At 63.1% G+C, this 17,740-nt stretch carries 15 protein-coding genes and 7 pseudogenes; 7 read left to right on the forward strand and 15 right to left on the reverse strand.

What is annotated here, in order from left to right; all coding sequences use genetic code 11:
- The first annotated feature begins 63 nt into the window (after positions 1-63).
- Complete coding sequence (locus tag ACZ5IQ_RS19790) at positions 64-975, forward strand: cyclopropane mycolic acid synthase family methyltransferase (RefSeq protein ID WP_212814962.1); 912 nt, start codon at positions 64-66, stop codon at positions 973-975.
- Positions 976-1,101: 126 nt separating this feature from the next.
- Here the strand turns inward: ACZ5IQ_RS19790 and ACZ5IQ_RS19795 are convergent.
- Positions 1,102-1,371: pseudogene (locus ACZ5IQ_RS19795) on the reverse strand (HAD family hydrolase); the annotation flags it as partial.
- Positions 1,368-2,221 (reverse strand): annotated as a pseudogene (locus ACZ5IQ_RS19800) (IS110 family RNA-guided transposase); the annotation flags it as partial. The pseudogenes ACZ5IQ_RS19795 and ACZ5IQ_RS19800, both read right to left, overlap by 4 nt.
- Before the next feature lie 143 nt (positions 2,222-2,364).
- Here ACZ5IQ_RS19800 and ACZ5IQ_RS19805 point away from each other — a divergent pair.
- Both ACZ5IQ_RS19805 and ACZ5IQ_RS19810 read left to right on the forward strand, forming a co-directional pair.
- Positions 2,365-3,231 carry a hypothetical protein gene (locus tag ACZ5IQ_RS19805; protein ID WP_464480134.1) on the forward strand — a complete coding sequence of 289 codons (867 nt, stop codon included), beginning with the start codon at positions 2,365-2,367 and terminating at the stop codon, positions 3,229-3,231.
- Positions 3,232-3,307: 76 nt separating this feature from the next.
- Positions 3,308-4,039 (forward strand): MFS transporter, encoded by a 732-nt coding sequence (locus tag ACZ5IQ_RS19810; protein ID WP_464480135.1) that lies wholly within the window; start codon positions 3,308-3,310, stop codon positions 4,037-4,039.
- Positions 4,040-4,053: 14 nt separating this feature from the next.
- Here the strand turns inward: ACZ5IQ_RS19810 and ACZ5IQ_RS19815 are convergent, their stop codons facing one another.
- Both ACZ5IQ_RS19815 and ACZ5IQ_RS19820 read right to left on the reverse strand, forming a co-directional pair.
- Positions 4,054-4,947 (reverse strand): IS3 family transposase, encoded by an 894-nt coding sequence (locus tag ACZ5IQ_RS19815; protein ID WP_260932168.1) that lies wholly within the window; start codon positions 4,945-4,947, stop codon positions 4,054-4,056.
- On the reverse strand, positions 4,944-5,261 hold the full coding sequence (locus tag ACZ5IQ_RS19820) for a transposase (protein WP_260932170.1): 318 nt from the start codon (positions 5,259-5,261) through the stop codon (positions 4,944-4,946). The genes ACZ5IQ_RS19815 and ACZ5IQ_RS19820 overlap by 4 nt, the downstream gene beginning before the upstream one ends.
- A gap of 77 nt (positions 5,262-5,338) precedes the next feature.
- Between ACZ5IQ_RS19820 and ACZ5IQ_RS19825 the strand changes: the two genes are divergently transcribed.
- Positions 5,339-5,905: an MFS transporter gene (locus tag ACZ5IQ_RS19825; RefSeq protein WP_464480136.1), complete on the forward strand. Its 567-nt coding sequence runs from the start codon at positions 5,339-5,341 to the stop codon at positions 5,903-5,905.
- A gap of 33 nt (positions 5,906-5,938) precedes the next feature.
- Here ACZ5IQ_RS19825 and ACZ5IQ_RS19830 read toward each other — a convergent pair whose 3' ends face one another.
- The gene (locus tag ACZ5IQ_RS19830) at positions 5,939-6,769 is read right to left on the reverse strand and encodes a GNAT family N-acetyltransferase (RefSeq protein ID WP_212812932.1); all 831 of its coding nucleotides are present in this window, start codon (positions 6,767-6,769) and stop codon (positions 5,939-5,941) included.
- 293 nt (positions 6,770-7,062) lie between these two features.
- A pseudogene (locus tag ACZ5IQ_RS19835) lies at positions 7,063-7,317 on the reverse strand (SDR family NAD(P)-dependent oxidoreductase); the annotation flags it as partial.
- Positions 7,318-7,463: 146 nt separating this feature from the next.
- On the opposite strand from ACZ5IQ_RS19835, the gene ACZ5IQ_RS19840 reads away from it, so the two are divergent.
- A complete protein-coding gene (locus tag ACZ5IQ_RS19840; protein ID WP_079632900.1) occupies positions 7,464-8,789 on the forward strand; it encodes an ISL3 family transposase in 1,326 nt (441 codons plus the stop codon).
- Between the two features lie 82 nt (positions 8,790-8,871).
- On the opposite strand, the gene ACZ5IQ_RS19845 is transcribed toward ACZ5IQ_RS19840, so the two are convergent.
- The 3 genes and pseudogenes from ACZ5IQ_RS19845 to ACZ5IQ_RS19855 all read right to left on the reverse strand — a co-directional run.
- Positions 8,872-10,016, reverse strand: a protein-coding gene (locus tag ACZ5IQ_RS19845) for an IS3 family transposase (protein WP_109557119.1) whose coding sequence is annotated in 2 segments (ribosomal slippage) — positions 8,872-9,749 and positions 9,749-10,016 — 1,146 coding nt in all. Because the reading frame shifts where the segments join, the coding sequence is not laid out codon by codon here.
- On the reverse strand, positions 9,950-10,567 hold the full coding sequence (locus tag ACZ5IQ_RS19850; RefSeq protein WP_165693627.1) for an SDR family NAD(P)-dependent oxidoreductase: 618 nt from the start codon (positions 10,565-10,567) through the stop codon (positions 9,950-9,952). Before ACZ5IQ_RS19850 ends, ACZ5IQ_RS19845 begins: the two co-directional genes overlap by 67 nt.
- 197 nt (positions 10,568-10,764) lie before the next feature.
- Positions 10,765-11,052, reverse strand: a pseudogene (locus tag ACZ5IQ_RS19855) (transposase); the annotation flags it as partial.
- Between the two features lie 49 nt (positions 11,053-11,101).
- Between ACZ5IQ_RS19855 and ACZ5IQ_RS19860 the strand changes: the two are divergent.
- Positions 11,102-12,436 (forward strand): annotated as a pseudogene (locus tag ACZ5IQ_RS19860) (IS30 family transposase).
- Between the two features lie 70 nt (positions 12,437-12,506).
- On the opposite strand, the gene ACZ5IQ_RS19865 reads toward ACZ5IQ_RS19860, so the two are convergent.
- The 3 genes and pseudogenes from ACZ5IQ_RS19865 to ACZ5IQ_RS19875 all read right to left on the reverse strand — a co-directional run bounded on the left by ACZ5IQ_RS19865 (position 12,507) and on the right by ACZ5IQ_RS19875 (position 14,954).
- Positions 12,507-13,742 carry an IS256 family transposase gene (locus ACZ5IQ_RS19865; protein WP_036437208.1) on the reverse strand — a complete coding sequence of 412 codons (1,236 nt, stop codon included), beginning with the start codon at positions 13,740-13,742 and terminating at the stop codon, positions 12,507-12,509.
- Positions 13,743-13,890: 148 nt separating this feature from the next.
- Positions 13,891-14,118 (reverse strand): annotated as a pseudogene (locus tag ACZ5IQ_RS19870) (alpha/beta hydrolase); the annotation flags it as partial.
- Complete coding sequence (locus tag ACZ5IQ_RS19875) at positions 14,115-14,954, reverse strand: IclR family transcriptional regulator (RefSeq protein WP_212806426.1); 840 nt, start codon at positions 14,952-14,954, stop codon at positions 14,115-14,117. The pseudogene ACZ5IQ_RS19870 and the gene ACZ5IQ_RS19875, both read right to left, overlap by 4 nt.
- A 210-nt stretch (positions 14,955-15,164) precedes the next feature.
- On the opposite strand from ACZ5IQ_RS19875, the gene ACZ5IQ_RS19880 reads away from it, so the two are divergent.
- Entirely contained in the window at positions 15,165-15,545 is a 381-nt protein-coding gene (locus ACZ5IQ_RS19880; protein WP_212806427.1) for a hypothetical protein, read from the forward strand.
- 40 nt (positions 15,546-15,585) lie between these two features.
- Here ACZ5IQ_RS19880 and ACZ5IQ_RS19885 read toward each other — a convergent pair whose 3' ends face one another.
- The 3 genes and pseudogenes from ACZ5IQ_RS19885 to ACZ5IQ_RS19895 all read right to left on the reverse strand — a co-directional run bounded on the left by ACZ5IQ_RS19885 (position 15,586) and on the right by ACZ5IQ_RS19895 (position 17,740).
- Complete coding sequence (locus ACZ5IQ_RS19885) at positions 15,586-16,101, reverse strand: nuclear transport factor 2 family protein (RefSeq protein WP_212806428.1); 516 nt, start codon at positions 16,099-16,101, stop codon at positions 15,586-15,588.
- Positions 16,098-16,946: an LLM class F420-dependent oxidoreductase gene (locus ACZ5IQ_RS19890; protein WP_212806429.1), complete on the reverse strand. Its 849-nt coding sequence runs from the start codon at positions 16,944-16,946 to the stop codon at positions 16,098-16,100. Before ACZ5IQ_RS19890 ends, ACZ5IQ_RS19885 begins: the two co-directional genes overlap by 4 nt.
- A gap of 1 nt (position 16,947) precedes the next feature.
- Positions 16,948-17,740 (reverse strand): annotated as a pseudogene (locus tag ACZ5IQ_RS19895) (SDR family NAD(P)-dependent oxidoreductase).

The raw sequence follows: 17,740 nt of genomic DNA on the forward strand, positions 1-17,740 counted from the left end.
CAACCGTGACAACCGAAAAGGAATGCGCAACGCATGCCCGCTCACCCGCACGCCGAAGCGTCAATGAAACCGCATTTCGAAGACATTCAGGCCCACTACGACCTTTCTGATGACTTCTTCGGCGTCTTCCAGGACCCCACCCGCAAGTACAGTTGCGGCTTCTTCACCGGACCGAACTGCACACTGTCCGAGGCGCAAATCGCCAACGTCGATCAGCATCTGCAACGGCTTAACCTCAGGCCAGGTATGACCTTGCTTGATATCGGCTGCGGCTGGGGCCTGACCCTGCAGCGCGCCATGGAGAAGTACGACGTCAACGTGATCGGTCTGACATTGAGCAGAAATCAGCAGGCCTACTGCACACAACTGCTGTCCGACGTCAATTCCGAGCGCAGCTTCGACATCCGTCTCCAAGGCTGGGAGCAGTTCTGCGAACCGGTTGATCGGATCGTGTCAATCGAGGCGTTCGAGCACTTTGGGTTCGAGCGCTACGACGACTTCTTCACGATGTGCCGGACCGTGCTCCCTGACGATGGCCGGATGACTATCCAAAGCAGCGTGGGCTATCACCCCAACGACCTGCGGGCCCGCGGCAAGAAGCTGACCTTCGAACTTGCCCGATTCGTCAGGTTCATGATCACCGAGATTTTCCCCGGAGGCCGGATCCCGACCACCGCAATGATGGTCGAGCACGGTGAACGTGCCGGCTTCACCGTGCTCGAAACACTGTCTCTGCGTAACCACTACATCAAGACCCTCGGTATCTGGGCTGAACGACTCGAGCGCAACCGAGCCGCCGCAGTGGCCGCCACGGATGAGGAGAACTTCGACCGATACATGCGGTATCTCACGGGAGCTCAGTACTACTTCGTCGACGAGTCGATCGACTCGAGTCTGATCGTCTACCAGACCGCAGGCGCTCAGAACGCCGCCGATCCAAGTCCTGATACCGTCAGTCATGAGGCGCGAGGGTAGCCGCAGCAACCCGCAGAGGCACAACTCGTCGATAGAGTCGATGATCGCCCTGTGTGGGGCGGCTTCCAGGGCAAAGCGGCTGTGTGCGCCACCGGTGATCCTATAGCTGTTGATGACACCAGCGCGGTGAGCAGCCATAAGGTTGTTGGTGGTGTCACCCACGGTGAGCACGTCACGGATATCGACTGTGCTGGCGCGCAAGAACGCCGTCAGAATCAGATCTGGTGCGGGTCGACCCGGGGGTACGTCGTCACCGCTGAGGGTGAAATCCGCAATGTCTGTCCACCCGAGGCTGCGTAGCAATAGGTCGAACGTCTCGCGGTCCAGACCTGTGGTCAGTACGGTGGTGATCCTGCGTCGGCGAAATGCGGAAAGGACTCTCAATGAAGATGTCAAGCCGCCGATTCGGTGATTTGGGGTGAATCGGGTTGCCAGGTGCGGTTGTCGCGGATGAGTGCGTAGAGGACGTTTGTGCGGCGTCTGGCCAGGCAGATCGTGGCTTGGATGGGCCGTTTACCCTCATCTCGTTTGCGCTGGTAGTAGGCCCGAGATTGCGGGTCGCAGCGGATTGCGGTCAGGGCGGACATGTACATCACCCGACGCAGTCGTCGGCTGTAGCGCTGCGGAGTGTGCAGCCGTCCGGTGCGTTTCCCCGAATCGCGGGGAACGGGGGCCAGTCCGGCCCAGGCGGCGAGTTGGTCGGCCGAGCCGATCAGTGTCGGGTCGCCGACGGCGGCGAGGAATTCGGCGCCGAGTCGGAAGCCGATGCCAGGCATGCTGGTAATCACCTCGGCGAGTGGATGTCGGTGAAATCGGCCCTCGATGTCAGCGTCAGTAGATTGGATGCGTTCATCGAGGGAGATCACCCCCTGCGCCAGTTCGGCGACCAGCGCGGCGGCGACCTCTTCGCCGGGCAGCCGCACGGTCTGGGTCTTCGCAGCGGCGACGGCGGCTTCGGCGATGGAGGATGCATTGCGTACCCCCCGGCCTCAGTCAGGTTCTTCGTGATGCGCGAAAGTCCGCTCTGCCGAATGGATTTCGGGCGCTGGTAGCGCGACAGCAGAACCACCCATCCACGGTCCTGGGTCAGTTGGGCGACTCGCTCGAGGGGGGCGGGGCACACCGCGATGAGTTGCTGGTGCAGTCGGTTGATGGTGCGGGTGCGATCGGCCACCAGGTCCGCCCGATGAGCGGTCAGCATCCGCAGTTCGGTGATCAGGTCATCGTGGGTGTGCAGAACCGGCAGATGCGTTCAGTGCTGGTTTCCAGCTGGAAACCACACGTGACCGCGAATTAGCGCTCATCACAGGGCGCTGGGGAGCGCCCTCCGACCTGCGGTCGGCGGCGCTGACGTGGTTCACCGAAGCCGGCCTTTCGGAGGACAAAGTCATGGACGCCAACATCCATCCACTGCTGCAACACGCCGCTGAGGTCACGCACGGTCAAGAGCACGCCGACGCGGTACCCGACGTTGACCGCGAGCAGCTCGACGAGTACCGGCCACCTACGCAGATCGCGGACCGCCGCCTCGCAGGAACAGATGTTGAGCTACACGACGGTGCGTCCATCATGGTGAGGGTCATCAACAATCGCATCGACCCCAAACGAGTGTTGACGCTCAACAGTGAGCAACGCGCAACCCTCGACCGCGCGATAGAGATCCTCGAGACGACCATCCCGGATCTCTCACGCGACGCACTGAGCTACCTGCAGATGTTCGCTTTGACCGACCGCCCCAACATGGTCGGCGAGACCTGGATGGAGTACCCCGGCCTCGTCTTGTTCGGGCCGGCGGCCTTCGAGACGCCCAAAGTCCTCGCGGAATCCCTGTTCCACGAAGCCCTGCATTCCAAGACAGTGTGGTTGGAGCGAGGAATGAAGACGCTCCTCGAGGAGGCCACCTCAGGCGAGCAAGACGAGGATGACAAGCCGATCCAGGTGCCGTGGCGACGCGAGGAAGATGGCTCGGTCAGCCAATGGTCGACAGTGCGAACCTTCGATGCGTTCTACGTCTACGCGCACCTCACTGTTTCCGCTGCCGCGGTGTGGGAGGCCGAGCGGCTAGATAAAGACCTCGATCAGTGGCGCCGGATTTGCTTCCGCGCCGCCTATCTTTCGAACCAGCTTCGGAACAATCCCAAGTGCGCCGACATTGGCTCCGAGCGGCACCAGGTTGTCGGGTGGCTCGACGACATCCGCGCGCAGCCGTTCGATCTGAGCCCCGCAGGACAAGAACAGCTCACACGCGCGGCATGATCGGCCGTCGCTCTTCCTCCTTTGCAAGAGTTTTCAGCTCCAACGCTGGAGTGACCCGCCCCGGGGAGGTTGGTGCGTGACCACCGGTAGTGCTTCGGCGCTGCGACTCACGGGTGTCATTCAGCGAGCTCGAACCTGGATGCTCGTCGGCCTGCTGTGGTCCTACTTTGGGACCACCGTGGTCGGCGGTGCCGTACCGGTTCTGGTGTCGCTAGGTCTGCTGCCGCTGCTGTGGCTGCCCTTGATGGCAACGCTGGAGAATGTGCAGGACATGTGCAGCGCCGCTGCGGCCCGGATGCTGCGCAGGTTCGAGGCGGGCAAGATTCTTGTCCGGTGCGAGGTCGCTGATGTCGCACTGACGCTGCTGGCAGGAGCGGCGATCATCGCGGTGGATCAGCGGTGGGCGGCTGTGATCCTCTGCGTCTACACCGCCGCGACGTCCTTTCTACCGCTGTTCATCGACCTCGCCGAGGAGTTCTATGGCGCCGAGATTGAGAGGAAGGCGCCTGGCTCTGCCGCCGTGTTCAACACCTACTTGTATGCCGCCCTGCCTGCGGTGTCACAGTTCGTGAGCACACCGTTGGGAAGCCTCCTCGCAGGGTGGTCAGTGTTGGCGGTACTGGCTGTCAATGTTGTTGCCTCGCTGCTGGCCGTCGCCGCACGCTACCGCAGTCTCCGGTTGGGACGATCGGTGGGAGTCGGTTCCGCGGCGAACGACAACGAATCGGCCCAACACGCTGACCACGAGGAAACCAACATCACGCTGAGGACCCTCTTAGGAATGAAAGGTCCAGTGGGGTTCCCCTGAAAAAGTGGACACGGTTAGCTTGATTGCTGATTGATCCGTGCGGTGATCTCGAAGTCGATAGGTGAGATCATTCCCAGTGAACTATGCCGCCTGTCATGGTTGTAGTAGCGAAGGTAATTGTCAAGTCCCGCAGCAAGATTCGCATACGTTGTGAAGGCATGCCGCTTGTAGTACTCGTGCTTGACCGTCGACCACAGTGATTCGGACCCGGCGTTGTCCCAACATATGCCGGTGGCCCCCATAGAGCGGCGCAGGCCGTGATCGGAGCAGACTGTGGCCAAGTCGTGACTGGTGTATTGACTGCCCCGGTCCGAGTGCAAGATGGTGCCGGCCACCGACCCGCCGCGGGTGAACACCGCCGCGTCCACCGCCTGCTCGACGAGCTCAGTGCGCATGTGGTCAGCCACCGACCAGCCCAGCACCCGTCGCGAGTGCTCGTCGCGGATCGCGCACAGGTAGGCATCGCCTTCACCGCAGGTCAGATAGGTGATGTCGGAGGTCCATACCGCATCGAGGCGGCCTTGATCGAAGACCCGGCCCACCCGGTCGGGTGGGAAAGACGCCGCCGGGTCGACGACTGTGGTTTTGACCTTGAAGGTGCGCGGGCTGATGCCTTCGATGCCCATCTCGGCCATGATCGCCGCGACGGTGTTGACCGACACCGAGACCCCAGCGGCGTGCAGGTCGGCGGTGATCCGTGGTGAACCGTAAGTGCGTCGGGATTCTTGCCAGTGGGCCAGGATCTTGACCTCGAGATCGCGGCGCCACTGCTGCCGCGGCGTGGGTTCGGTGCGTCGCTGCCGTGCTTCCCAGGCGTAATAGCCCGAGCGTGAGACGTCGAGGAGCTCGGTCAGTGTGGCGATGTCGTGGTCGGCGCACTCCGCGGCGATGAGCTCAAACCGACTCACCGATGTTGCTGTGCCGCAAAGTACGCCGATACTTTTTTCAAGAAGGCGATATCTCGGTCCTTCTCGGCCAGTTCCGCACGCAGCCGCACCAATTCGGCGCGTTCACGGGCCGTCAGATCGCCTTCTGGCGGCCCATGGCGGGCATCGCTGGCCACCCCGTCGCGGACCCTCTCCTGACGCACCCACTTGCCCAGCAGACTCTCGTGCAGGTTCAGTTCGCGGGCCACCTCCGAGACCGGCCGGCCCCTGTCAATCACCCGACGAGCAGCCTCCACCTTGAACTCCGGTGTGAACGACCGACGCGTCCGCGACATATCGACATCCTTCCAGCAGGACACCGTCCCGCTATCTCAGGTGTCCACTGAAACTGGGGAACCTCCCAGGCTCACCGTTGTTCTCGGCTTCAGTTCCCCTTGCTGCGGGTCTAAGCGCCCTCTATATCGGACAGTGGTGCGCTTCGTTTATCGACAACAAAGGCGGCTTCTTTGCCGTCGCGGCGATCTGCGCGGGTGTCGGGGCATTGGTCGGCCCCTTCCTGGCCCGTGCTGCCACCAGGCAGTTCGGAGTCACGGTAGTGCTGTACACCGGCTGCGTCCTCACCGCGGTCCTCATGGGATCCGCCGCGGTGTACACTTGGGGCAGCGACCCCGGTTCAGGCAGCATCGCTGGGCTGCCAGTAGTAGTCGTCCTGTTCTGGGCCTATGTCGCCCTCACGTCGTCCTTGTTGACGGGAGTGGAAGTCACGCAGGTCACTGCGCGTCAAGAGCTTTTTCGGGGTGATCGGTTCATCCAGGTGATGGGTTGGGGACACTCTTTCGCGGCCGCCGGCGGCTTGCTCGGGGTGTGGGCAGGGCTATTACTGCAGGCCGACCAGCAGCCAGCGTGGGCGCTAGCTGCCGGGGCTGGGCTCCTTGCCTCAACGATTCTGATTCTGCGGCCCAATCCAAACCTCACCTGAACCGCTTATCCGATTGACCTGCAATACATTTTCTTACGGTATCTCTACGAGGTCTAAAGGGTCCCGGCGAAGCCAAGGTAGCGCAGAGAGGACGGGATGCAAGTGAGGATCGGACATGTGACCGTCAAACCGTAGAAGGCAATTGCGACGCCGGGTCACACGGAGTGTGGCGGCGACTGCCTCGGCAAGGAACTCGGTACCCCACGGCTGATGCTCCGTTGTGGTCTCCGCGACGATCTCCAGGACCGGTTCGTTCGGCACAGGGAAGGCAAACGCGACGGCAACAATCTCACCGTCGTGCCAGACACCGGAACTGGCATCGGCGTCGATCGAATCGATCTCAGCAGCAGCAACCTCGGTGAGTAGGTCGAGATCGCCGACGGGAGACCACCGCTGATGAATCCACATGTATTGCCGCTCAAAGACTTTACTGAGTGACTCAGGGTCCTTGTCCTGCAGATTCATCGAGCGGCTGCCTGCTTTGTGTTGTCGGCTGGCCCAGCGCATTACGGCAGGATCGTTGGGGTCGATCACGACATTGAGGCAACGCGCGTAAGTCGCGGCGCCCGCCTTCGTTAAGAAGCCCATTGCCGCAGTGTTCGCTGTCCGCACTTTCGTGGACAGCGGTTGATCGTCAGGACGCGCCTGCTTGATGGCATCCAGCAAGGCCGCGCCGATGCCACGGCGTCGGAACCGAGGATGGACATCGATGGCACACGGAAATCGACTGCTATGCAAAGTATTCACTGCGATCGATGCGCACCCGAGAAGACGGTTATAGCTGTCGACGGCGACCAGAGTGCGTCGCCAATCCGGGCCGTCCTGGTCGGGTCCGTGGAGGGCATGGAACTGCTCTATCCACAAGGTGTCTGTGTCAGTATCGAGAAGATCGCGTACACGACGAGCATCAGCCGGTCGCCATCTGCGGATCGTGATACCGGTACCGTCTAGGCACGTCGCGTGGAGATGTCCTAGAGCTGTGTGGGAGTCAAACTGCGGTGTGGCCCCCGGCGTGTGCTGGACCATGCCTGCAGCATAACGCTCGTAATCATGTTGTGTCACCGACTTTTTTGAGAGGCGACCATGCGGTGCTTGGGTTCAGGAACGTCATGAGCGAGTTCCTGTGTGCTTGCTTGAACTGGCCTTACAGGAGGAGGTTAAAGTCCGCCGGATGCGGTGATGGTCTGTCCGGTGACCCAGCGGGCCTGCGGGCTAGCCAGGAACGCTACAACGTCAGCAATGTCTTCTGGTTGTCCCACTCTGCGCATGGGGGTGTCCTCGGCAATCTGCGCTAGCGCAGACGGATCTGCGTTGACTGTCCGCTGCATATCGGTATCGGTGACTCCGGGCCTGACAGCGTTGACGGTGACGCCGCGTGGTCCAAGTTCGAATGCCGCAATCGCGGTCAGCTGCTCTAAAGCGGCTCATCCGGAGATGGAGTGCAGCTGAGGGTGCGGTGATTCCGGTGTGGGGGTCGTGTCGGTGAGCTGAGACGGGCCCCGACTGGCAGAGGATGCAGGTTCCTACACCATTGCAGACCTGCCACCCGGGGAGCCCTGTGCCTGAGCCTACGTCGTTGCCTGCTGCTGTTGTCGCCGACACGATCGTGCGGACCGTCGAGCTCGGGGTGACGATCACCGACGCGGCCGTCGATGGTGAGGCCACGGTGGTGTTCTGTACGTTGCTCGACGACGGAAACACCGACTGTCCCGGATGTGGTGCGGCGGGTGTGTACCGCGACACCGTGGTCCGCCGGGTCACCGACGTGCCGGTCGTTGGACATCCGCTGCGATTGCATGTCCGGGTGCCGCGCTACCGGTGCGTGAACACCGACTGTGAGCGAGAAGTGTTCGCTCACAACACTGATCGTCTCGCACGACGCGGCTGGTCGACCACCCGACGCTGCGCCCGCTACATCTGTCGACGGCTGATGATCGACCGCGCCACCGTCGCCGCGGTCGCCCGCGAACTTGGGTTGTCCTGGGACACCGTGAACACCATCGCTTTGGATGCCACCCAGGTGATCGTCGCCGGCGACCTCACCCGCCTGGACGGGGTCCGCGTCATCGGCGTTGATGAGCACCGCTGGGCCCATGTCCGCCGCCCCGGCGACGACGGGTTCGTCACCGTGATCGTCGACCTGACCCCCGTCGCGGACGGGACCGGTCGGGCCCGGCTGCTTGACCTGGTGCCGGGACGCTCCACCGCGGCGTTCACGGGCTGGCTGGCGACCCAGAGCCAGATGTTTCGGGACCGGATCGAGGTCGTCGCGATGGACGGGTTCAACGGCTACAAGACAGCGGCCACCGAGCAGGTGCCTGAGGCCACCCCGGTGATGGATCCGTTCCATGTCGTGGCCCTGGCCGGCACCAAGCTCGATCTGTGCCGCCAGCGCATCCAGCAGCAGACCTGCGGGCACCGCGGCCGTGCCGGGGATCCGCTCTACGGGGTGCGACGCATCCTGCGGACCCGGCTGCCACTGCTGAGCGCACGCCGAAAAGCCAAGCTGGAAGCCGTGTTCGCCGACGAAAACCATCTCGCGGTCGAACTGTGCTGGAGCTTCTACCAACGCATGATCGCCGCCTACGCCCACCCCGACCGCCGCCGCGGCGAGGCCATGATGGGCGCGGTCATCGACGCGCTGCGCAGCGGCGTCCCTGACGCCTTAGAGGAGCTGGCTGCGCTCGGCCGGACCCTGTGGCGCCGCCGCGCCGACGTGCTGGCCTACTTCGACCTCCACGCCTCCAACGGCCCGACCGAAGCGATCAACGGCCGACTCGAAGCACTACGCCGCAACGCCCTCGGCTTCCGGAACCTGACCCACTACCGACTGCGCTCACTACTGCACTGCGGCAACCTCACCCAACGAATCGACGCACTCTAAAACCGGAAGAGCCTCTAAAGCGCTGGCGAGTCCCCGTTTCTGAGTCCACCCGTTCTTGGAGTCGGGTTGGTGTGATCCAGTTTCAGTTGATGCTGCAGGCCACCGGGGTGTGGCTACATCTGCAGACGGCAGCGTACTCGGCAGGGGTCCGGTAGCCCAGGGCCGAGTGGCGGTGTCGATGGTTGTGTTCGGTCTTGAAGTCGCCGATGACCACGCGGGCCTCGAGCACGGTGTTCCAGTGGTTGCGGTTGAGGCACTCCTTGCGTAGTCGGTTGTTGAAGGATTCGATGTGTCCGTTATTCCACGGCGTTCCCGGCGGGATGTAGGACATCCCAGTTCTTCCGTCGCAGAACTGTTGCAGCGCTTGCGAAATGAACTCCGGACCGTTGTCCATCCGCAGCACCACCGGCTGGCCGCCGGCCGCGGCGAACACCTTCTTGAGCTCGTCGACCAGACGGTCGGCAGTGATCGACCGCTCGACGACATTCAGCAGCGACACCCGCGTGTGTTCGTCAACCATGGAGGCGATCTTGATGGCCTTGCCGTCGAGGGTGGAGTCGAACTGGAAATCGATCGCCCACACCACGTTCGGCGCGTCGGCTTCGATCCGTGGGATCGATGACACCCCAGCCCGCTTGCGCGAACTGTGCACCCGCACCTGCAGCCCCTCCTCGCGCCACAGCCGGTGGATCTTCTTTTTGTTCACCTCACGGCGCTCGTCGTAGCGCAACGCCGCCCAGGCACGGCGGAACCCATGGCACGGGTGTTTGGTGGCGTAGGAGCGCAGCCAGGCCCGCATCTCGGCATCAGGGTCAGCGGGAGTCTCGGCTTGAGGCAGGCGGCGGCAGGTGGAGCGGGCCAGCCCAACGGCTTTGCAGGCCAGCCGTTCCGACATGCCCAACGTGGTAGTGAGCATGTCGACGGCGCGGCGCTTGGCAGCTGGGCTCAGAATTTTCCCTTGGCGACCTCCCGCAGGGCATCTTTGACCAGCTCAGCCTCGGCGAGCAACCGCTTGAGGCGGGCGTTCTGCTCGCGCAGCTCTTTGAGTTCTTTGGCGGCGTCAGTGTCCATCCCGCCATAGGAGCGGCGCCAGTCGTACAACGTCGCCGCCGACACCTCCAGCTCAGCGGCGACCTCTTCGCCGGTCTTGCCCTCCGCGGTCAGCTCATCCGCACGGCGCAGTTTGCGCACGATGTCCTCCGCGGAATGCCGCTTCCGACCAGCCATACGTTCATCGTCCCTTCTCGCCCGACATCGGGCCACAGGACTCTAGAACTTGCTGGACTCATCCAGCGGGAACACGCCACTGCCGCATAAGCGGATACGCCTTCGACCGGATGGGTGCTGGCGTTGATGGTGGAGATGTTGATGACCGATGCCCCCGGCCGTAGATAGGGGATCACGTGCTTGATAATCAGAAACGGGGCGGTGGCCGCGATCATCAAGTTGTCGGACCATACGCTGAAAGCGGTGTCCTCGATTAAGGCCACCGGTGGCAGGATCGCGGCGTTGTTGACCACTACATCTAAGTGTGGCACATCCGAATTCGGAATTGCCGCAAGTAGTTTCTCGATCGAAGCAATGTTCGTCAGGTCAGCTTGCATGGGGTTGGCGCTACCGCCTGCTGCATGCACCCTGTCTTTGACCTGACCTGCGGCGGTTTCATTGCTTAGGTAGGTGAAAGCGACGTGATAGCCTGCCGCGGCCAACCGGGCGACGATCGCCGCTCCGATTCCGCGCGAACCTCCGGTCACCAGGGCGTACTTGGTTTCTGTCACATCCACCATTGTGGGGCACAGGCTTCACTCTGTGAAGCGAAAGTTGCTCCATCCAAGCAACATTGCCGCTACAAGTGCACGTCGGTGATCAAGTATCTGGCGAATCGCACCTGGCACGCCAGGTACTATCTGAAACGCCCTGGGTTTCCCGGAGGCTCTGATGTGCCCTGGGTTCGGTGGTGTCGCCATACTTGGTTTCAGGCCACGGGTTGGGCGGATTGATGCAGCAGTTCGAACTCTATCGGAGTGCGCATCCCGAGGGCGGAATGGCGGCGTTGCCGGTTATGGAAAATCTCCAGGTAGTCGAAAATGGCATTGGCCAGCTCGATTCTTGTCTTCCAGCGCTTGCGATTGAGTAACTCGGTTTGCATTCTGCCCCAAAATGATTCGATCATCGCATTGTCGTAGCAATCGCCGATCGAGCCCATCGACGGGACCAACCCGGACCGCTTGGCCCGATCGGTGAAAGCCCAAGAGGTGAACTGACCAGGTTCAACCGGTGGAAGCAACACTCTGATAGTTAGAGGGTGTTCGATGGTTCGTCGTCAGCAAGCAGCAGACCGTGCTGTTCGTCGTGCGATGAGGTCGCCGGGGGCGCCACCGCATCAACGCGAGACCGAGCGACTGTTTTGGATCGAAATCGCCAAAGGCTCGTTGCCGGCGGCGGCAGCCATCGCCGTCGGCGCGTCGCAGCCGGTCGGGCAGCGGTGGTTCCACAACGCTGGCGGGATGCCACCGTTTGATCTCACACCACTGTCGGGGCGCTACTTGTCGTTCCGTGAGCGCGAGGAGATCGCGCTGCTGAGGGCCCAAGGCGCCGGAGTGCGCCAGATTGCCCGGGAGATCGGTCGGGATCCCTCCACGATCTCGCGCGAGTTGCGCCGCAATGCTGCCACTCGCGGATACACATCCGAGTACCGTGCATCGGTAGCGCAGTGGAAGGCCGAGCTCACAGCCAAGCGCCCCAAGGCAGCCAAGCTGGCCACCAACCCGAGACTGCATGCTTATGTCCAAGAACGGCTTTCAGGGGGGATCAGCAGGGCCGACGGATCAGTGGTGGTCGGGCCGCAGCCGCCGCGGTGGACCGGTAACAACAAACCGCACCGCAAAGACCGAGCATGGGTGCAGGCCTGGAGTCCGGAGCAGATCGCCAACCGGATCAAGCTCGACTTCCCCGATGATGAGTCGATGCGCATCAGCCACGAAGCGATTTACCAAGCTCTCTACATCGAAGGCCGCGGTGCGCTCAAGCGTGAGCTGGTCTGGTGCCTTCGCACCGGACGGGCCCTACGTGCGCCGCGGGAGCGATCGCGGTGATCTGCCTGGGCGCACGTCACGCCGGAGACGCTGATCAGCGAACGCCCCGCAGAGGTTGCCGACCGCGCGATACCTGGGCATTGGGAAGGCGATCTGCTGATCGGGCTGGAGCGCTCGGCCGTCGGTACGGTTGTCGAGCGCACTACACGGTTCACGATGCTTGTCCACCTGCCCCGCGAGCAGGGTTATCGACACAAACAGTCGGTCAAGAACGGCCCGGCATTGGCCGGTTATGGCGCGATAACGATGAAAAACGCTCTGGCCGCGACGATGTCGACCTTGCCTGCTCAGCTGGCTCGGTCGCTGACCTGGGATCGTGGTAAGGAGATGTCCGCTCACGCTCAGTTCAAGGTGGAGACTGGTATCCCGATATTCTTCGCTGACCCACAATCACCATGGCAACGCGGCACAAACGAAAACACCAATGGTCTTTTACGGCAATACTTTCCGAAAGGCACCGATCTATCTCGATGGTCGGCCGACGACATCGAAGCGGTCGCACACGCACTCAACACCAGACCCCGCAAAACCCTCGGCTGGAAGACCCGATAGCGTCCCGGGGAGTGGTGGACTTCGGATCTGGCGTGGTTCACGCGTTGTGATCAACGAGTCATGGTGAACGCTAGGCGATTTGGTGTTGTTTGGCAAGTGCTGCCGCGGCGTGTTTGGCGGCGATCACGGCGCGTAGTTCGTCCATGGAGACATCGGAGAGGTAGCGGCGGGTGACCTGCCACTCGTCGTGGGATTCGATGACCACCGCGGTGGCCAGGCGAAGGAACGCCGCCGGATTGGGGAAGATCTCCACGACATCGGCCCGACGCTTGATCTCTTTATTCAGACGCTCTATCGGATTATTCGACCAGATCTTCTGCCAATGCGCCTTCGGGAACGCAGTGAACGCCAACACGTCGGTCTTGGCCTCGCCCATCATCGCGGCCACCTTCGGGAACGACGCGGCCAGGGTGTCGGCGACCCGGTCCCACTGCGCGGCGACCTCGTCGGGTTCGGTGTGAGCGAAGATGGTCTTGACCGCCGCGGTAACCGCCGGGGCGTGTTTGGCCGATACCGCGGTATGCAGGTTCCGCATGAAATGCACCCGGCACCGCTGCCACGATGAGTTCGTGAACTGCTGTGCCACAGCGACTTTCAACCCAGCGTGCGCATCGGAGATGACCAGGTGCACCCCCGATAGGCCGCGCGCCTTAAGCGAGGCGAGGAACTCGCGCCAGAACTCGAACGACTCGCTGTCACCGACCGCGGTGCCCAGCACCTCACGGGTGCCGTCGATCGACACGCCGGTCGCGACCACCAGGGCCTGGGAGACCACGTGCGCCCCCACGCGGACCTTGCAGAAGGTGGCATCGCAGAACACGTAGGGGAAGCTGGTGTGGGTCAGCGAGCGTTCCCGAAACGCTGTGATCTCGCGGTCCAGGCCGGCGCAGATCCGCGACACCTCCGACTTGGACACCCCGGTCTGCACGCCCATCGCCGTCACCAGGTCATCGACGCTGCGGGTGGACACCCCGTGCACGTAGGCCTCCATGATGACCGCGTGCAGCGCCTTGTCGATACGCCGGCGGGGTTCCAGCAGCGACGGGAAGAACGATCCCGCCCGTAGCTTGGGGATCTGCACCTCGATGTCCCCGGCGGTCGTGGAGACGGTCTTGGGGCGGTGCCCGTTGCGGTGCACCGTGCGGCCGTCGCTGCGTTCGTAACGGCCCGCGCCGATCGCCGCGGTGGCCTCGGCCTCGATGAGCTGCTGCAACCCGGAACGGATCAACTCGGCGAACACCGCACCCGAGTCAGCGGACTTCAGTGCATCGAGCTGAGCGAGCAGGGCAGAATGGTCAAGGGTCATCGCGCGGTTTCCTTCGGTGAGTCACTTTGGTACGTAACTCACTGACCACTACGCGATGGCCCACCCCAACACCGGCACCGACACGGCCTGAACATCTCCGCCCACCTCAGCCCCGTCCCCGAATTCCCACCACCCCAGGGGACTTAGCCACCGGCAGCGGTCCGGACGCTTCCGGCCGGTAGATCCGGACATCCACATGACCACCGTCGACCGACACCCGGTCATCCCAGACGACGGCGACCGATTCGGGCTGCGGGTTCGGCACGAACCGCGCGCGAATCGCGGCCCTGGCCTCGGCGCCGGTCATCGTGGATACCTTGGGAAATCCCCCATCGAGAGCCTCGATCAGGTCCGCCACTTGTGGATCGAGGCTCATGCGGGCCGCATCGCAGACGCGCGCAGCTCCGCGTTGTGCGCGGTAAGACCGCCCCGCAGGGGGCGCACGAGCGTGGGCGTGGCATGCTCGCGGACGCTTTCGGCGTTGCGCCATACCGCCGTGGCGGTCATCCGCACGGGCGTCACCAACCGCCGGTCGAACGTCATCTTTGACATGGGGCCACACACGGACACCGCGGCCACGGCTTCGCCCACGGGTCCGATCGGTGCTGCGACGCAGCCGAACCCGCGAAGAGACTCTTCCCTCTCAGTGGCCACACCGTGGGCGCGGACCCTGTCCAGTTCGGCAGCGAGCTGGGCACTCGTGGCGACCGAGTACCGGGTTCGTCGTTTCGCGAGGTCAACGTCAGCAGAGTCGCGATAGGCCAGGATCGCCTTACCGACGGCGGTACATTGGGCGGGTTGGCGGCCGCCGACCCGTGTCGGGATCGCAGCTCGCACCTCGTCGCCGATCTTCTCCAGGTATACGACGTCAGAGCCGTCCAATATGGCGAGATGCACCACCAACCCGGTGGCCCGGTGCAGATCACGCAGGAGCGGAATGGCAGCCCGGTGGATTCGGTCCTGTTGCAGCGCAAGGTTTCCCAGCTCCACGAGACGCACGCCGAGCTCGTAATCGAACCCGTCACGACTCAGCCAGCGCAGGTTCACCAGGCGCTCGAGCATGCGGTGCGCGGACGAGCGGGGCAGCCCGGTGCGACGAACTATCTGCGCCAAGGTGAGACTTCCCGACCCATCGAACGCGTCCAACACCAGGGAAACCCGATCAATCACGTTGCTAGGCATCTCGGCAGCCATATCGACGGTCAGCGTCATCGAAACCCTCCAGGCTCATCGCTCGAATAGTCAAAATAGGAATAGCGAGTTTTTTACCATATGCTGTGGTCGCTGTCACATACCGATCTGTGGCCGCCGGCGACCTCGCCGCCGCGGCTGGTTCCGCTCACCGGTCGGCCACGTATCGCCGGATTCCCTGAACTCGGTAGAGCTGAATCGGAAGAACACATCAACGACCTCGGGAGCCCCATGCGCAAGCAACTGCTGCTGGCCATCGCCGCCGGCGCGCTCACCCTTGGCCCGCCGCCCGTGGCGACCGCTGACACCCCTGCCTCGTGCGAGGACGCCTACTGCACGCCCGGCATCTCCCCCGGGGTGGTGTTGGGAGCCCCCTGTGGCGACACGTCGCATTTCGTTTTCGGCACCACGTCATGGGGCCGACTCGTGTTCTGCGGCTCTCCGCGGCGATATGAACCGCGCTATTTTCGCTCGCCGCCGATGCGGGGTATCAAGGTCGAGGGCTCACCCTGCCCTCAATTCGTCAACGACGTCGCCCAGGCACCGGACGGGTTGTTCTTGAGCTGCGTTGCTGTCGACGGGGCCAGCCGCTGGGTGCAAGGCGATCTTTGACCCGCGCAGGGCGACGCAACCTCCCGGCACCGGAGCCGGTCTACCCCCGTTCGTGCGTCGGTGGCGACACGCCGTCCAGACCGGCTCCGAGCAGTGTGCGAACAAATAGGTCACCATCGAGGAGCCTGCTCGTCCGTGCGGTGATCTGCCACTTGCCCGCAATTCTGTTGAGTACGAAAAGATTTGCGGTGGCACGCCAGACTCGGTAATGGTCGTCGCCGCTGGAGTCTGAACCGCTCTGGCGCAGCAGTACCAGCGATTCGCAGACGGCCACTGCGGCGTCGCCGTCCAAGGCGATCACAGCAGGTCCCAGGAAGTGACAACACCCCTGAGCGACGAGGTCCTGGTGTGATGGGGAGCTGACCATGTCATGTACCCCCTGACGGCCCGTCATCTGCCAGCCTTCTACGTCGTAGGTTCCGCCGACAGCCCACAGCCGCGCGGCTCGGTCGGCGTCGCCCGAATCGACTGAAGGACCGTACGTGGCAATGATTTTCGCGATCTCCAGCTGATCTTCGAGTTGCCGCAGACGTGACAAGACCTCGGCTTCGGTCATACTTCCTTCTCCAATTCACGCAAGCGGACCAACTGATCGCAGTAGTGCGACGCACTGTTTGCCCGGACCACGCAGCTGATGGCCGTGGCCCCGGCGTCGCGCAGGACTTCCAATTGGGCGCGCGTGCCGGCCGGATCACCCTCTGGGTCAACCACGGTGGACAGCACCACCTCAAAACCCGGCTGACGTTCGACGATGGCCAACATGTCAGATACGTCATGCGGATCAAGCCCGAAAGGCATCCATCCGTCCGCATGACGTACTGCCCGTCGCAGTGACGCCGCACCGCGTCCGCCGACCCACAGTGGGACCTGCCGCTGTTCAGCGTGCGGCAGCACAGTCATGCCCTGGAAGTCATAAAACCGTCCATGGTATTGCGGTATCGCACTGGACAGCGATGCTCGAAGAGCGCAAATCGCGTCATCCGCGCGTGCGGCCCGCTGCGCCCACGACGCTTCCAACAGCGCGAATTCCTCTTCCAGAGAGCCGATTCCGACTCCGAGTATCAGTCGCCCCGCGCTCACCCGATCGAGGGTGCCGTAGCGTTTCACGATCTCCAACGGATGGTGGTATCCGAGGACCAGCACCGCAGTGGCCATCCTGATTCGGCTGGTGTGCGCGGCAAGATAACCCAAGGTGGCCAGCGGATCCCAATACACCGCACCACGGTTGGCGACATCCGCCGACGGAACGGCAATGTGTTCCGAGCACGTCAGATACTCGAAACCCAATTCGTCAGCAGCGGAAGCAATCTGAACCAGATCCTCGATGCCGGCGGTGGATTCCCAGTCGCTGGCGATTCCGGGCTGCTGCACCACTACTGGCGTGGACAAACCCAACCGCACGTCAATGTGCCCCGGCAATCAGGGCTCTGATCGCCTCATGCGATTCCAGCACCACCCGCGATCTGTCCGGGGCACTGTTGGCTTCTGCGCGGCCCACGTTACCGCCCGCCACCCAGACCGGCCCATCGGCAAGGTGTGCGAGACCTTCTGCGGCGACGTCAGCGGGCTCGTTGACCAGGATGCCGGGCGCATCGAAATTGAGGCCGATTCGCTCCATCGCCGGCGTCCGCGTGACACCGAGCACCAATTCCAATACATCCACATTGTGTTCGCGCAGTTCCACCCAGAGGCTCTCGGCGAACATCCGGGAAAAAGCCTTGGCGCCAGCATAAATCGTGTGCCTCCACGCGCCCATGTAGCCGGCAAGCGATCCGACGAGCATGATGCCTCCGCGGCCACGAGCCGCCATCGGACGGCCGTAGTACTGGACCAATTCGAGCATCCGCGTGACATTGAGGTCGGTGACCTTTTGAAACTCGCGGAGGTCGGTCTCCAAGAACAGCTCGTTGCACGTGCTCGCGCCTGCGTTATAGATCAACAATCCCACTTCGAGGTCGGCGGTGCCCTCGCAAATCCGGGCAACCGATTGTGGATCGAGGAGGTCAGCGGACTCCACGCGAACCTCGACGCCGATTTCGCGGCAGCGTGCCGCGGTCTCCTCGAGCGGCCCCGGTTTGCGCGATCAGTACCAGGTTCAAACCCGCCCGCGCGAGCTGCACGGCGAATTCGGCTCCCACGCCCTCTGATCCACCGGCAATGACTGCCCACGGTCCGTACTTGGCAACATCGATCAT

The sequence above is a fragment of the Mycobacterium toneyamaense genome, from assembly GCF_055384815.1.

Coding starts and splice junctions, on each gene's coding strand:
- ACZ5IQ_RS19790 (WP_212814962.1), top strand. CDS start 64: ATGAAACCGCATTTCGAAGACATTCAGGCCCACTACGACCTTTCTGAT.
- ACZ5IQ_RS19805 (WP_464480134.1), top strand. CDS start 2,365: ATGGACGCCAACATCCATCCACTGCTGCAACACGCCGCTGAGGTCACG.
- ACZ5IQ_RS19820 (WP_260932170.1), bottom strand. CDS start 5,261: ATGTCGCGGACGCGTCGGTCGTTCACACCGGAGTTCAAGGTGGAGGCT.
- ACZ5IQ_RS19865 (WP_036437208.1), bottom strand. CDS start 13,742: ATGACCCTTGACCATTCTGCCCTGCTCGCTCAGCTCGATGCACTGAAG.
- ACZ5IQ_RS19875 (WP_212806426.1), bottom strand. CDS start 14,954: ATGACGCTGACCGTCGATATGGCTGCCGAGATGCCTAGCAACGTGATT.
- ACZ5IQ_RS19880 (WP_212806427.1), top strand. CDS start 15,165: ATGCGCAAGCAACTGCTGCTGGCCATCGCCGCCGGCGCGCTCACCCTT.
- ACZ5IQ_RS19885 (WP_212806428.1), bottom strand. CDS start 16,101: ATGACCGAAGCCGAGGTCTTGTCACGTCTGCGGCAACTCGAAGATCAG.